This window comes from Salipiger bermudensis, assembly GCF_019801965.1.
Taxonomy (GTDB): domain Bacteria; phylum Pseudomonadota; class Alphaproteobacteria; order Rhodobacterales; family Rhodobacteraceae; genus Salipiger; species Salipiger bermudensis_A.
Genome location: NZ_JAHVIA010000002.1, coordinates 165,977 through 179,868, shown reverse-complemented (window position 1 = coordinate 179,868; position 13,892 = coordinate 165,977). Strand labels below are relative to the sequence as shown.

Below are 13,892 nucleotides of genomic sequence, written 5' to 3'. Positions count from 1 at the left end.
GCGAGGGCAGACCATGGCACGCAAGAAGGGCCGCGACATTTCCGGCTGGCTGATCGTCGACAAGCCGGCGGGCATGACCTCGACCTCGGTGGTCAACAAGGTCCGCTGGGCGCTGGCGGCGAAGAAGGCCGGCCATGCGGGCACGCTTGACCCGGAGGCGACCGGCGTGTTGGCGGTGGCGCTAGGCGAGGCAACCAAGACCGTGCCCTTCATCACAGACGCGCTCAAGGCATACCGCTTCACCGTGCGGCTGGGACAGCGCACCAATACCGACGATGCCGAGGGCGAGGTGATCGCTTCCTCCGACGCGCGCCCCTCCGATGACGAGATCAAGGAAGCGCTGCACGGCTTCGTGGGCGAGATCCAGCAGGTGCCGCCGCAGTTCTCCGCGGTGAAGATCGACGGCGAACGCGCCTACAAGCGCGCCCGCGACGGCGAGACCATGGAGATCGAGCCGCGCCCGCTCTGGGTCGAGGAACTGGTGATGACCGGGCGCCCCGACGCCGACCATGTCGAGCTCGAGATGACCTGCGGCAAGGGCGGCTACGTGCGCTCGATCGCCCGCGATCTTGGTGAGGCGCTCGGCTGCCACGGCCACGTGCTGAAGCTGCGCCGGATCTGGTCCGGGCCCTTCGAGGCCGAGGACGGCCTCAGCATCGAGCAGGTCGACGCGCTTGCCAAGAGCCCCGAGCTCGACGCCAGGCTGCTGCCGCTCGAGGTCGGGCTGGCCGAGCTGCCGGAACTGAAATGCACCGCGGAAGGCGCCGCCCGCCTGCGCAACGGCAACCCCGGCATGGTGATCCCGGGCGATGTCGACTACGGCGACGAGGCCTGGGCCTCGTTCGAGGGCCGCGCCGTGGCGGTGGGCGTCTTCAAGGGCGGCGAGCTGCATCCCAACCGGGTTTTTGTCAAACCCACGTCCGAGTGAGCGCCCGAAGATTTTTCGCAGAAAAATCTTCCTGCCCGCCGTATCACGATCTTTCGAACGAAAGATCTTGGCGATCAGCGCAGCATCGCCAGCCAGCGCCTGAGCGCATCGAGCGAAGAGGGCTCGTCGAGATAGGGGATATGGCCGCGGCCCGGCACCTCGACCGCGATCATGTCCGGGCGGCGGCGGCGCATCTCGGCGAAGGTCTCGGGCGTCAGCAGGTCCGAGTTGGCGCCGCGGATGGCGCAGAGCGGCAAGCCCTTCAGGGCATCGAAGAGCGGCCACATGTCGGGCACCGGCTGCGCGCCGTCGCCCAGCACTGCGTCCCTCAGCTTCGGATCGTAGACGATCTCCAGCCCCTCCGGCGTCTCGCGGTAGAACTTTTCCACCTCGGCGCGCCAGCGCGTCATCGGCACCCCCTCGAAGCGGGTCATCAGCGTCGCGAAGGCGGTGGTGGCCTCGTCGAGCGTCGCGAAGGCCGGGTTGCGACCGAGATAGGCCTCGATCACCGCCAGCCCCGCCGGGGCGATCTCGGGTCCGATATCGTTGAGCGCCACGCCGGTCAGCCGCGCATGCGCGGTGGCCGCGAGAAACATCGCGATCAGCCCGCCGCGCGAAGTCCCGAGCACGGCGGCGCGCTCGAGCCCGAGATGGTCGAGCAGTTCCAGCGCGTCGCGCGCCTCGACCGGGATGGTGTACTGGCTGTGATCGCCCCAGTCCGACCGGCCCCGGCCGCGGTAATCCATCCGGATCAGCCGGACATCTTCGAGATGCGGCGCGACGTAATCGAAATCGCGCCCGTCGCGGGTCAGCCCCGACAGGCAGAGCAGCGGCAGCCCGTCCCCTTCGTCGGTGTAATGCAGCGACAGCCCGTCCGAGGTGGTGAAATGCGGCATCAGAGAAGCTCCGGGATGGTGGTCAGGTCGGTCAGGATGTGGCCCGGCCGCGCCGGGAGCCGGTCCAGCGGCAGGCCCGCGCGGTTGACCCAGGCGGTGGTGAAGCCGTAGCCCGCGGCGCCGGCCGCGTCCCAGCCGTTCGAGGAGACAAACAGCACCTCGCCGGGATCGGTTCCGAACCGCGCGCCGACCATGTCGTAGACCGCGCGCGCCGGCTTGAAGATCCCGACCTCCTCGACCGACAGCACCGCGTCGAGATAGAGCCCGATCCCGGCGCTGTCGACCGCGCCCTCCAGCATGTCGGGCGAGCCGTTCGACAGGATCGCGCAGGTCTTGCCCGCCGCCTTGAGCTGCGCCAGCAGCTTCGGCACCTCCTTGTAGGGGGCGAGCTGCCAATAGAGCGCCAGCAGGTCCTCGCGCAGCTCGAGATCGTCGAGCCCGTGCCGCTCCATCGCCCAGTCAAGCGCATCCTGCGTCACCTCCCAGAACGGCACGTGAGCGCCGGTGATGGCGCGCAGCCAGGAATATTCCAGCTGCTTGCGCCGCCAGTCCTCGGCCAGCCCGACCCAGACCTCGGCCAGGGCGCCCTGCCCTGGCTGCTCGGCCTTTCCGCGGGCCGCGGCGGCGACATCGAAGAGCGTGCCGTAAGCATCGAAGATACAGGTGGTGATGGTCATGAACGCGTCCTCCCGGCGGAAAACTTGCACGCCAGCGGCGGTGTTTAAAGGAGAATCCCGGGCCTCTGTTTGCATTCCGCAAGGTGGATGGTTAGCTTGACCGGGAGCGACACGAGCACCCGCCCCCGGCGGCCTCGTCCATTCACGCATTATCTTCCCGAAAAGACACGGAGTTTCTCATGACGCAGGTCAAGACCGGCGACACTGTCCGCATTCACTACACCGGCACCCTTTCCGACGGCACCACCTTCGATTCGAGCGCCGGCCGCGATCCGCTGGAGTTCACCGTAGGCTCCGGCCAGATCATCCCGGGCCTCGACAAGGCCATCCCCGGCATGACACCGGGCGACAAGAAGACCGTCGAGATCGCCTCGGAAGAAGCCTATGGCCCGGTGCACCCGGAAGCCGTCCAGCAGGTGCCGCGCACCGAGATCCCGGACCACATTCCGCTCGACCTCGGCACCCAGCTGCAGGTCCAGACGCCCACTGGCCAGACCGTGCAGGTCGTGGTCGCCGAGGTGACCGAGACCGAGGTCACCCTCGACGCTAACCACCCGCTGGCCGGCAAGGACCTGACCTTCGCCATCGAGCTGGTCGAGATCGCCTGAACGGTGCTCCCGGCGGTGGGGCGGAGGCCTCCGGCGGGAGAGTGTGAGACGTAGCGGAGACCCTGGGGCGGTGAGCGCTGCCCCGGGGTCTTTTTTTGCGTCGGTTTGGTCAGGGTCGGCGCCCTTGTCCCGGCAGCGGGGAAGCGGCGCGCGGGAGCCTCTGGAGGGAGTATTTTGGAACGTAGAGAAGACTCGGCCGGGGCGCTCTGGGGTGTCGGGGGCTTTCCGAACTTCGTGGGAGTGCCGCGCTTCGGTTTGACCGGGCGAGCGGGTGGAGAGGGCCGATGCCTCCGGCGGGAGTATTTTGAGACGTAGAGAAGAGAGGAGCCAGGGTGCTCTGGGGCGACGGCGGCTCTCCGAACATAACGGTGGGGCCGCGCTTTGGTTTGATCGGGCGAGCGGGTGGAGAGGGCGGATGCCTGCGACGAGCCTATTTGGAACATTGAGGAGCGGCGGGCGCGGAGTGGGCGGCGGCTTTTCTTGCCGGAGACGGGGCGGTAGGGTCGCGGCGGATTAGAGGAGTGCGCGCATGCAGATGGCCGATCTAGGCGATATTCGCCTGCATTACCGCATCGACGGGCCCGAAGACGGCGCGCCGGTGGTGTTCTCGAACGCGCTCGGCACAGATCTGCGGATCTGGGACCGGGTGGTCGCGCGGCTGCCCGAGGGGCTGCGCATCCTGCGTTACGACACCCGCGGGCACGGGCTCTCGGATGCGCCGGAGGCGCCCTACTCGATGGGCACGCTGGTGCGCGACGCCGAGCGGCTCATGGAGCACGTGCAGATGCGCGACGCGGTCTTTGTCGGCCTCTCGATCGGCGGCATGATCGCCCAGGGCCTCGCCGCCAAGCGGCTCGACCTGGTGCGCGCGCTGGTGCTGTCGAACACCGCCTGCAAGATCGGCACGCGGGCGATCTGGGCCGAGCGCATCGCCCAGGTCGAGGCCGGCGGCGTGGCGGCGCTGGCGGAGGGCACGATGCAGCGCTGGTTCTCCGCCCGGTTCCGCGTGACGCCCGAAAGCGCCGCCTGGCAGCACATGCTCGAACGCAGCCCGGTGCAGGGCTATCTCGGCTGCTGCCACGCCATCGCCGGCACCGATTTCATCACCCCGACCTCCGGCCTGCGGCTCGCTGCGCTCGGCATCGCAAGCTCCGAGGACGGCTCGACCCCGCCCGACCTGGTGCGCGAGACCACCGATCTGATCCCCGGCGCGCAGTTTCGCCTGATCCGCGGCGCCGGGCACATCGCCTGCGTCGAGGCGGCGGACGACTACGCGGGCGTGCTGACGGAGTTTCTCGCCGCGCAGGGCCATCTCTGATGGCGCGCTTCCTGCTGGTGCATGGCGCCTCGCACGGGGCGTGGTGCTGGCGCGACGTGGTGCCGGCGCTGGAGCGGCGCGGCCACGCGGCGCGGGCCATCGACCTTCCCTCGCACGGTCAGGACCGGACGCCCGCCGGCGAGGTTGGCCTCGAGAGCTATATCGAGGCGATTCTCGGCGCCCTGCCCGAGCCGGCCATCCTCGTGGCCCACAGCATGGCCGGCGTGCCCGCGACAGCCGCCGCCGACCGGGCGCCGGACAAGGTCACCCGATTGGTCTATCTCTGCGCCTATCGGCCGGAGAATGGCGACAGCGTCGCGGAGCTGCGTCGCGCGCAGGATCGTCAGCCGCTGCTGCCGGCGATTCGGCGCGCACCGGACGGCATCGCCTTCGACTTCGATCCGGCGATGGCGCCGGAGCTGTTCTACCATGATTGCAGCGCGGCCGACCAAGCCTTCGCGCTGGCCCACCTGACCCCGCAGGCGATCCGCCCGCAGGCCGAGCCGGTGCCGCTCGGCGGCCGCATCGCCTCGGTGCCGCGCAGCTACATCCTGTGCAGCGAAGACCGGGCCATTCCGCCCGAAAGCCAGCGCAAGATGGCCGCGTCCTTGCCCGACCGCGACATCCACGAGCGGCCTTGGTCGCACTCGCCCTTCTTCTCGGACCCGGAGGGGCTGGCGGCGCTCCTGTCCGAGATTGCGACGCGATGACCCCGGCAAAACGCTGGCCAGAATTCTCGGATAACACTATAGGTTGCACCGCCCACGGATGAGGACCCGATGACCGCCACGCCTTTCGACAGTGCCCATCTGCACAAGCTCTTCGCCGCCGGCGCGCTTGGCAAGCTGTTCTCCGACAGCGCCGAGATCCGCGCCATGATGATCGTTCTCGGCACGCTGGCCAAGGTGCAGGGCGATGCCGGAGTCATCCCCGAGACCGCCGCGCGGGCGATCCACCGTGCCTCGCTCGAGCTGCAGATCGATCCCCGCGGGCTGGCCGAGCGGACCGCCGAGGATGGCAGCGCGGTGCCGGCGCTGGTCGAGGCCTTCGCCGGGTTGATGCAGGCGCCGGACTACGCGCAGTACCTGCTGCACGACGCGCGCCCGCAGGACATCGAGGACAGCGCCCTGATGCTGCGCCTGCGGCAGGCGCTGGTGATCTGCGAGACCGAGATCGAAGCGTTGCTGGGGCAGCTCGCGGCGCTGGCCCGGAGCGAACGGCAGCCCTGTGCCGCGCTGTCTTGCGGGCGCTCGTTGCTGCCGCTGCGCGACGCGCTGCCGGAGCTGCGCGAGCGGGCGGTCTGCGTCTCGCTCGGCGGGGGCGACGCCGCGTTGCGCGCCGCCTTCGCGGAGGCGCTCAACCTCTCCGATCCGGTGCGCGACTGGAGCGAGGAGCGCAGCGGACCGCGCGCCATCGCCGACTGGGCGGCGCAGCTCACGCAGGCGCTGGCACTGATCCGCGCCCCCGGCGAGACCGGCACCGAAGCCTCGGCATTGGCGGCGCTCTGGGTGCATTCCTCGGCCATCCGCAGCATGTTTCCCAGTGTCCAGTGCGGCACCGCGGCGCGCTTCACCGAATGGCTTGCGCTGCCGCAGCTGATGCTGGGCACCGGAGCGGCGCTGGCGCATGCCCGCGCGCTGGCCGACGCGATGATGCGCCGCGACAGCGCCGGGAGCAGACCGCTGGAGCCCGGCGCGCTCGACCGCTTCATCGCCGCCGCGACGCGCGGCTAGGCGGATCCTCTCGCAGCACCGCCGGGTCCAGGGTCTGACGCCTCGTGACGCGCAGGAACCTCGCAATCGTTTCGCGCCGTGCTATATATGCTGCATTCGCAAAGTGAGCCCGCACCGTGACCGACCAGACAACGATTGCCCCGCCGCCCGAGGAAATGGCCGAAAACGCCCGCAGCGCGGCGGCCTTCCTGAAGACCCTGGCCCATGAGGGCCGGTTGATGATCCTGTGCCATCTCGGATCGGGCGAGAAATCCGTCGGCGAGCTCGAGCAGCTGCTGGGCACGCGCCAGGCGGCGGTGAGCCAGATGCTCGCGCGGCTGCGCGAGGAAGCGCTGGTGACCACGCGGCGCGAGGGCAAGACGATCTACTACAGCCTCGCCGACGAGGATACCGGACGCGTCATCGGCCTGCTTTACGAGATCTTCTGCGCCAAGGGCGAGTGCTGACGGCGCGGCCTCCCTGTCCAGTCGCACGCTGCTGGGCCCGAGGCCTAGGCCGACCGGGACATCCAAGCAGAATGATTGCGCCTCCAGGCAGGTGCACCGGGAGGCGGTGAGGCCGGCCTCACTCGAAGACCGGCCCCCCGCCCGCTATTCTGCCGCTTCGACAGCCGCTTCCGTCCACTCCCAGGGCCGGGTGTAGGCGCCGAGGCAGTGGCTCACCGCCGCCTCGTCGGCCCCGTTGCGGGCCACCTGGGCCACCAGCCCGCGCTTGCGGTCATCGACGACCGAGACCACCCTTGCCGGCAGCGCCTCCGCCTCGAGCGCGGCGTTGTAGACCCGTTCGATCGCGTGCATCCGCAGCTGCGGCTTGAACACCTTGCCGACGGCGGTCTTCGGCAGCTCGGGCAGGATGGTCATGTGCTTGGGATAGGCGGCGCGCTCGTGGATGTGCACGCGGGCGTGCTTCATCAGCTCCTCCTCGCTCACCTCGGCGCCTGCGACCAGCTCGACGAAGGCGCAGGGCAGCTCTCCCGCATGGGCATCTGGCTGGCCGATGGCGCCGGCGAAGGCCACCGCCGGATGCGCCAGCAGCGCCTCCTCGATCTCGGCGGGATCGATGTTGTGACCGCCGCGGATGATCAGATCCTTGGCCCGCCCGGTGATCCAGAGATAGCCGTCCCCGTCGACCCGGCCGAGATCGCCGGTGCGCAGGTAGATGCCCTCGTGGAACAGGTCGTGGTTCTTGTCTTCCTCGGTATAGGTCGAGCCGGCATAGACACCCGGGTTGGCGACGCAGATCTCGCCGATCTCGTCGGTGGCGCATTCCTGCGGGCCGCCGGCGGTCTGCTTGATGATCTTGACGTGGGTGTAGGGGAAGGGGATGCCGATCGAGCCGACCTTCTTCTCGCCCTCGGGCGGGTTCACCGAGACGAGGCAGGTCGCCTCGGTCAGGCCGTAGCCCTCGCAGATCGTCACGCCGCAGGCGCTCTCGAACCGTTTGAATAGCTCCATCGGCATCGGCGCCGAGCCCGAGAACGCGACCTTCACTGTCGAGATGTCGGCATCGACCTTGCGCTGCATCAGCGCCGAGACCGCGGTCGGCACGGTGATCACGAAGGTGATCTTCCAGCGCTCGCAGAGCTTCCAGAAATTGTCGAACACGCCGTCGCCGCGATAACCCGCGGGCGTCGGGAAGACCACATGCGCGCCGGAGCAGATCGCCGACATCAGGATCACGTGCACCGCGAAGACGTGGAACAGCGGCAGCGGGCACATGATGTTGTCCTGCTCGTCGAAGAGCAGGTTGTGCCCGAGCCAGCCGTTGTAGAGCATCCCCGAGTAGAGATGCTGCGCCACCTTGGGCATGCCGGTGGTGCCGCCGGTGTGGAAATAGGCCGCGACCCGGTCGCCGGTGCTGTCGGCGAAGTTCAGCGAGGTCGGCTGCTTGCGCAGCGCCTTGTTGAAGCACAGCACGTCGGCATGGGGATGGCCGTGGGTCTTGGGGCGGATCAGCGGCACGATCCAGGATTTCGGCGGCGTGAGATAGCGGTTGAGGTCGATCTCGAGGACGGTGTGCACATGCGGCGCATGGCGGCAGGCCTCGGCCACCTTCTGCGCCACGTCGGTCTTGGGGAAGGCCTTGAGCGTCACCACCACCTTGGCGTCGGTCTCGCGCAGGATGGCGGCGATCTGCTCGGGCTCGAGCAGCGGGTTGATCGGGTTCACGATCCCCGCCACCGCGCCGCCGAGCAGGGTGTAGAGCGTCTCGTTGCAGTTCGGCAGCACGTAGGCGATCACGTCGTTCTCGCCCACGCCGAGGCTGCGGAACAGGTTGGCCGCCTGCGCCGTGCGCTCGCGCAGCTGCGCCCAAGTCACCGTCTCGGCCTTGTCGGTCGGCCCCGAGAACAGCTGGTAGCTGACCGCCGGGCGATCGGGGAAGGCTTCTGCCGTGCGGCTCAGCTGCCCCCAGAGCGTGGCGGGAACATCGCGTTCCGCCCACGGCATCTCGGCTTCGATCGCGTTGCGGTCGCTTACGGACGCAAAGCTCATGATGTGACTCCTCCCCTCGAGCCCGGTCTGCCGGGCCGTGTTCTCCTCGCCCATAGTCTGAGAAGGATCAGCCTCTGGCGCAAGAGTCGGGGACGTAACGGCATCCGTTCCGCGACGCAACGTCCCGGCACGCAGGGCATCTCAGCCGCGCGCGCGACCGCCATTGCGCAGCAGCCCGGAGTAGAGCAGCAGCCCCCAGGGCGCCAGCGCCGCCTCGACCTGCGCCCAGACGGTGCCGAATCCCAGCGCGTCGAAGCGTGCGGCGCGGGCGATCTCGTCGAGGCTCCGGCGCCCGTCGATCGCCGCCAGCACCGGCGCCGCGCCGCGCGGCAGGGAGATCTCGGCCGAGAGCTGCCCGACCCTGAGCGGCAGCGCGCGGCCATGCGACACCGCCTTGGCCAGCGCCTGGCGTTGCACCCCGCGCAGATGCGGCACGAGGCTGCGGTCGGTGCCCCTGGCGATGGTTGCGCCGCTGCCCTGAGGCACGGCATAGGCCGTGTGCATGCGGATGGTGCCGCGCAGCTTCTCGGCCACCGCCATCTGCTCGGGCTTGCCCATGCCCTCCGGCACCTCGGTGATCTGCGCCAGATCGTAGATCGCGGGCGTGGTGAAGGAGGCCAGATCCCAGCCGGTCTCGCCCAGCACCCCGAGCAGCTCGGCCACGCTGAAGGCCCGGTCCTGCCCGTGCAGCAGCAGGTCGTAGAACCCCGCGTCGCTCTTGTGGTGATCGCCGAGATTGCGGTTGCTGGCGAAGGGATGGCCCTCGGGCAGGGTCGCGGCGATGGTCTTGGCACGCGCCAGCCGCTGTTCCGGCGACAGCCCCTCGAAGAGCGCCCCGAACGCCTCCTGCAGCGGGTAGACGCCGGAGCGACCGTAGGGCGCATAGACCATGAAGCCGAGCCCGCCGCCGGGCGCCAGCGCGGCGCGCAGGGCGCGGAAGCCTTCGGCGGGATCGGGCAGGTGATGCAGCACGCCGCAGCAGTCGATATAATCGAACTGCCCGAAATCGGCGGCGTCGAGCAGGCTGGCGGTGTGGAAGGCGATGTTCGGCAGCCCGCGCATGGCGGCGCGCGCCTCGGCCACGGCGCGCGAGGCGGTGGAGAGGTCGAGATAGGTGATCTTGGCCGCCGCGCCCGCCTTGTCGAGCAGCGTCGCGAGCTGGATCAGCCCGTCGCCGGTGCCGCCGCCCCCCACCAGAACGTTCAGCGGCTGCGACCAGTCGCGTTTGCCCTGCCAGAGGAAGTGGTCCATCTCCAGCGGGTGCGACGGCGAGCCGGTGATCAGCCGGGTCTTCTCGTCCTCGGGATCGCGCTCGGGATAGGGAAAGGCTTCGTACTGTTCCTTGACGCTGACCATCCGGCGCGGCCCTCCTTGATGCGGCGGCGACCCTGCCACGGGGCGGCGGGATTGTCCAAGCCTCAGCGCGCCTTGCGGGCGATCTCGATCCGCGCCTCGAGCAGCGACATGTCCTGCATCAGGCGCCTGCGTTCGCTGCGGTCGGCGGTCTCGCGCAGCTCCTCGCGGAGCTTGGCGAGCTCGCGCGACAGCGAGACGAACTCCGGCACGGCGCCATTGTCCTTCAGGATGCGGTTGATGACCGCGTTCTCGGGATCGTCGCAGGCGGGCAGCGGCTTGCCGGCGCCGGGAAGGTTGTCGAAGGCGCCCTCGCCCTCGGCCTTGGCGATGCGGGCATTGATCAGGTCGATCAGCGGATGGTCCATCGGCCTCTCCTGCGGGCGCTTGGGCTGGCGGCGTCGCCGGCGAGGATGCCGCAGATCGCGACCGGCATCCAGCCCCTGCGCGTGACCTACCTGCGCAGCGCCTCGACGGCGCGGCTCATGAGATCGAGAAAGGCCGCGTGCTCTTCCTCGCTCATCTCGGCGGTGGCACGGGCATTGACCGCGCGGGCCTCGGCCTGCGCCGGCCCCTGCAGCACGCGGGCGCGCTCGGTCAGGTGGATGGTGCGGGCGCGGCCGTCGCCCTCGTGGGCGCGGCGCTCGATCAGCCCGTCGCGTTCCATGCGCTTGAGCGTGTTGGCCATCGTCGCCTGCTCGACATCGAGCCGCTGCACCAGGTCGCGCTGGGTCAGCCCGTCCTCGCGCCAGAGCTCGAGCAGGCACTGGAACTGGGCCGGGGCGAGACCCATCGGGTTGATGCGCTCGGCCAGTGCCTGGGCGAAGAGCCGGGCCTGGTGATTGGCGAGGTAGCCGGCGGAGCGCGACTTGTCAAAATCCTTCATGGGCTCTGCCTAGCAGCGCATTAACCGTAAGGCTATCGGCAGTTTCGAGAGACGCGGCGACACGGTTTCGCCTGTGCCCGTCCGCGCCATCGGGGGCGCTGCCCCCGTCCGCGCGGGGCGCGGACTCCCCCGGGATATTTCCAGCCAGAAGAAGCCCGGAGCATTGGCGCCCCTGGCTTCTCTTCGTCAAAAATACTCCCGCCGGAGGCAGGCCGTCCGCTGCGGCCGGGCGCGGCTCCCCGGGGTGTTTTCGGCGATGTTTCCCGCCCGACGCCACCGCCAAACACGAAAAAGGCGCGCGGCGTTCAGGCCGCGCGCCCCGTGGCGTGATCCGCGTGAGGCGGATTATTCCATGACGGTGATGCGGCCGTCGGTATAGGGCGCGTAGGGCGCGTTGGCGGCCAGGTATTCCGCCGTCACATCCGCCAGGTCAGGACCGAAATCATAGGCGTTCTCGGCGTTGACGAACATCTTGTAGCCGTCGCCGCCATTGCGGACGTAGTTGTTCGACACCGCGCCATAGGTGGCCTCGGGATCGACCGGCGCGCCGCCGACCATGACCTCGGAGATCCGGCTGCCCGGCTCGGCCGAGGGATCGACGGTGAAGGACATGCCCGCGACCTGCGGGAAGCGGCCAGCACCCTCCTCCATCTGGCTGACGCCGTTCTCCAGCGCCTCCACCAGCGTCGCGCCGGTGATCTGGAAGGTCGAGAGCGTGTTCTGGAACGGCAGCACCGTCAGCACCTCGCCCATGGTCACCTCGCCGGAATCGATCGAGGCGCGCAGGCCGCCGCTGTTGGCGATGGCGATCTGGATGCCCTGGTCCTTGACCCGGTCGAGCATGGCATCGGCCACCAGGTTGCCCATCGAGCACTCCATCGCGCGGCAGACATCGCGGGCGCCGACGATCTCCTCGGCGGCCTCTGCCACCACCTCGTTGCGGATCTCGTCGAGCGGGGCCGCGGCCTCGGCGATGCGCGCCTTGGTGCCCTCGTCCTCGGTGACGCTGGCATCCATGATCAGTGGCGCGCCGGAGGCCGCCGTGACATTGCCGTCATCGTCGAAGGTGACGTTGAGCTCGCCGAGAAACTTGCCATAGGCATAGGCCGAGACGATCGCGGTGTCGCCCACCATGGTCGGATAGGGGCCCTCGGCACCGTCCATCTCGCCCAGCAGGGTGTTGGAGTGGCCGCCGACGATCACGTCCACGCCGGTGGTGTTCTCGGCGACGGAGAGATCGACCTTGTAGCCCGAGTGCGACAGCACGATGATCTTGTTCACGCCCTCTTCGGTCAGCTTGTCGACCTCGCCCTGCACCGCGTCGGCGGGGGGCGTGAAGATCACGTTCGGGCCCGGCGAGGCGAGCTCGTCGGTGTCCTGCGGGGTGAGGCCGATCAGGCCGATCTTCTCGCCGTTCTTCTCGATGATGGTCGATTTCATGATCGCGTCGGCCAGCAGCGGCTCGCCGGAGACATCGGCGTTCGACATCAGCACCGGGAACTCGACGGAATCGACGAAGCCGCGCAGCACCTCGGGGCCGTCGTCGAATTCGTGGTTGCCCACGGTCATCGCGTCGTAGCCCATCTTGTTCATCATCTCGGCGGCGAGCTTGCCCTTGTAATAGGTGTAGAACAGCGTGCCCTGGAACTGGTCGCCGCCATCCACCAGCAGGTAGTTGTCGAGCCGGGACTTGGCCTCCTCGAGCGCCGTCACCAGGCGGGCGGAGCCGCCGAAGCACTCGCCGGCGGCGTTGTCTTCTTCGCCGCAGGTCGAATCGTACTTGCTGATCGGCTCGAAGCGGGAATGGAAATCGTTGGTGTGAAGAATGGTCAGCGAATACTCGGCGCTCGCAGCACCGGCGGTGAGGGCAAGCGCGGCGGCACTGGTCAGCAGGCGGAAATTCATCGGAGAAACCTCTCTGTGGGCGTTTTATGACCGGATTGTTGCAACGCTTCCGCGAGCAAGTCAAAGCACGGCTTCACCTTACGTAGCGCCCGCCCGCCCCGGCGCCTGCGCAGCGCCTATTGCGGGCGCGCCTCGCCGGCGCCCCGTGAGACGGTCCAGCCGCGCACCAGCGCGCGCGCCATACCGGCGGTATCGGCATCGAGACGGTCGACCAGCAAGTGCAGCCAGGCCATCGCCATGACCGCGCGCGCCATGTCGCCCGACGGCACCGCCGCTGAGAGCTCGCCGCGGGCCCGGGCCCGCTCGAAGAGCTCGGACAGGCTGGCGAGCCGATCCTGCCGGTAGGCCTCGAGCGCCTCGGCGACGTCGGCGTCGCCCTGCGCCGCGGCGATGATATGCCGGAAGAGGCGCCCCTCGGGGCGGCTCCAATGGCTGAAGAGCGTGTCGAGGAAGCCCGCCACATCGCCCTCGAGCGTGCCGGTATCGGGATAGCCCGCGATGCGCTTCTGGCGCTGGTAGACCGCCATCAGAAGCGCGCCCCGGGTCGGCCACCAGCGGTAGAGCGTGGCCTTGCCGGCACGGGCGCGGCGCGCCACCGCCTCCATGCTGAGCCCGGAAATGCCCTTCTCCTCGACGATCGCCACGGCGGCGTCGAGCACCGCAGCCTCGGTCTCGGGATTGCGGCGGGCGCCGATGGAAGCTCGTCTTTCGGTCATCGAGAACGGGTCCGGTGTTTTTTTCGGTCTTACCTCTTTACAGGCGCCGGGGCCAGCCCCTATAGAAACGATACGTTCCGTTTCTATTTATCCTCTCCTCGCATCCTCAAGGGAATCGCGCATGACCACAGCTCCCCGCCCGCCCTCTCGCGCCCGGCTCGCCATCTTCGTCTTTCTCGGCGTCTACCCGCTGGTCACCGCGCTGATCTACGCCCTTGCCCCGCTTACCGTCGGCTGGGAGATCTGGCAGCGCAATCTGGTGATGGTGCCGATCATCGTCGCCACGATGATCTGGGTGATCATCCCGCGCATCCACCGCCATTGCGGACGCTGGCTGTAACGGCCTGCACGCCCGCCGGGGATTGACCGGCGCGGCGTTC

Annotated in this window: 15 protein-coding genes; 7 read left to right on the top strand and 8 right to left on the bottom strand. The window is 69.0% G+C overall.

Features of this window, described 5'->3' with window-relative positions:
- Window positions 1-13: 13 nt before the first annotated feature.
- Window positions 14-928, top strand: a complete 915-nt coding sequence (truB, locus tag KUV62_RS04795) for a tRNA pseudouridine(55) synthase TruB (protein WP_222602542.1) — start codon at window positions 14-16, stop codon at window positions 926-928.
- A 74-nt stretch (window positions 929-1,002) separates the two neighbouring features.
- On the opposite strand, the gene KUV62_RS04790 is transcribed toward truB, so the two are convergent.
- Window positions 1,003-1,824, bottom strand: coding sequence for an alpha/beta fold hydrolase (locus KUV62_RS04790; protein ID WP_222602541.1), 822 nt, complete (start codon window positions 1,822-1,824; stop codon window positions 1,003-1,005).
- Window positions 1,824-2,501, bottom strand: coding sequence for a haloacid dehalogenase type II (locus KUV62_RS04785; protein ID WP_222602540.1), 678 nt, complete (start codon window positions 2,499-2,501; stop codon window positions 1,824-1,826). The genes KUV62_RS04790 and KUV62_RS04785 overlap by 1 nt, the downstream gene beginning before the upstream one ends.
- Before the next feature lie 179 nt (window positions 2,502-2,680).
- Here KUV62_RS04785 and KUV62_RS04780 point away from each other — a divergent pair, with 179 nt between their 5' ends.
- The 5 genes from KUV62_RS04780 to KUV62_RS04760 all read left to right on the top strand — a co-directional run bounded on the left by KUV62_RS04780 (window position 2,681) and on the right by KUV62_RS04760 (window position 6,606).
- Window positions 2,681-3,109 (top strand): peptidylprolyl isomerase, encoded by a 429-nt coding sequence (locus KUV62_RS04780; RefSeq protein ID WP_222602539.1) that lies wholly within the window; start codon window positions 2,681-2,683, stop codon window positions 3,107-3,109.
- A 529-nt stretch (window positions 3,110-3,638) separates the two neighbouring features.
- The gene (gene pcaD, locus KUV62_RS04775) at window positions 3,639-4,427 is read left to right on the top strand and encodes a 3-oxoadipate enol-lactonase (protein WP_222602538.1); all 789 of its coding nucleotides are present in this window, start codon (window positions 3,639-3,641) and stop codon (window positions 4,425-4,427) included.
- Window positions 4,427-5,137 (top strand): alpha/beta fold hydrolase, encoded by a 711-nt coding sequence (locus tag KUV62_RS04770; protein ID WP_222602537.1) that lies wholly within the window; start codon window positions 4,427-4,429, stop codon window positions 5,135-5,137. Before pcaD ends, KUV62_RS04770 begins: the two co-directional genes overlap by 1 nt.
- A gap of 69 nt (window positions 5,138-5,206) precedes the next feature.
- Complete coding sequence (locus KUV62_RS04765; RefSeq protein WP_222602536.1) at window positions 5,207-6,160, top strand: hypothetical protein; 954 nt, start codon at window positions 5,207-5,209, stop codon at window positions 6,158-6,160.
- Between the two features lie 155 nt (window positions 6,161-6,315).
- Entirely contained in the window at window positions 6,316-6,606 is a 291-nt protein-coding gene (locus tag KUV62_RS04760) for an ArsR/SmtB family transcription factor (RefSeq protein ID WP_222602964.1), read from the top strand.
- A gap of 144 nt (window positions 6,607-6,750) precedes the next feature.
- Here the strand turns inward: KUV62_RS04760 and KUV62_RS04755 are convergent, their stop codons facing one another.
- The 6 genes from KUV62_RS04755 to KUV62_RS04730 all read right to left on the bottom strand — a co-directional run bounded on the left by KUV62_RS04755 (window position 6,751) and on the right by KUV62_RS04730 (window position 13,512).
- Window positions 6,751-8,652 (bottom strand): acyl-CoA synthetase, encoded by a 1,902-nt coding sequence (locus KUV62_RS04755; RefSeq protein ID WP_222602535.1) that lies wholly within the window; start codon window positions 8,650-8,652, stop codon window positions 6,751-6,753.
- A 141-nt stretch (window positions 8,653-8,793) separates the two neighbouring features.
- Window positions 8,794-10,008: a class I SAM-dependent methyltransferase gene (locus KUV62_RS04750; protein WP_222602534.1), complete on the bottom strand. Its 1,215-nt coding sequence runs from the start codon at window positions 10,006-10,008 to the stop codon at window positions 8,794-8,796.
- A gap of 62 nt (window positions 10,009-10,070) precedes the next feature.
- A complete protein-coding gene (locus KUV62_RS04745) occupies window positions 10,071-10,373 on the bottom strand; it encodes a DUF1992 domain-containing protein (protein ID WP_222602533.1) in 303 nt (100 codons plus the stop codon).
- 86 nt (window positions 10,374-10,459) lie between these two features.
- A complete protein-coding gene (locus KUV62_RS04740; protein ID WP_222602532.1) occupies window positions 10,460-10,891 on the bottom strand; it encodes a MarR family winged helix-turn-helix transcriptional regulator in 432 nt (143 codons plus the stop codon).
- A gap of 345 nt (window positions 10,892-11,236) precedes the next feature.
- Window positions 11,237-12,796, bottom strand: coding sequence for a bifunctional metallophosphatase/5'-nucleotidase (locus tag KUV62_RS04735; RefSeq protein WP_222602531.1), 1,560 nt, complete (start codon window positions 12,794-12,796; stop codon window positions 11,237-11,239).
- A gap of 116 nt (window positions 12,797-12,912) precedes the next feature.
- Window positions 12,913-13,512, bottom strand: coding sequence for a TetR/AcrR family transcriptional regulator (locus KUV62_RS04730; protein ID WP_222602530.1), 600 nt, complete (start codon window positions 13,510-13,512; stop codon window positions 12,913-12,915).
- A 121-nt stretch (window positions 13,513-13,633) separates the two neighbouring features.
- Between KUV62_RS04730 and KUV62_RS04725 the strand changes: the two genes are divergently transcribed.
- The gene (locus tag KUV62_RS04725) at window positions 13,634-13,852 is read left to right on the top strand and encodes a hypothetical protein (protein WP_222602529.1); all 219 of its coding nucleotides are present in this window, start codon (window positions 13,634-13,636) and stop codon (window positions 13,850-13,852) included.
- Window positions 13,853-13,892 lie beyond the last annotated feature (40 nt).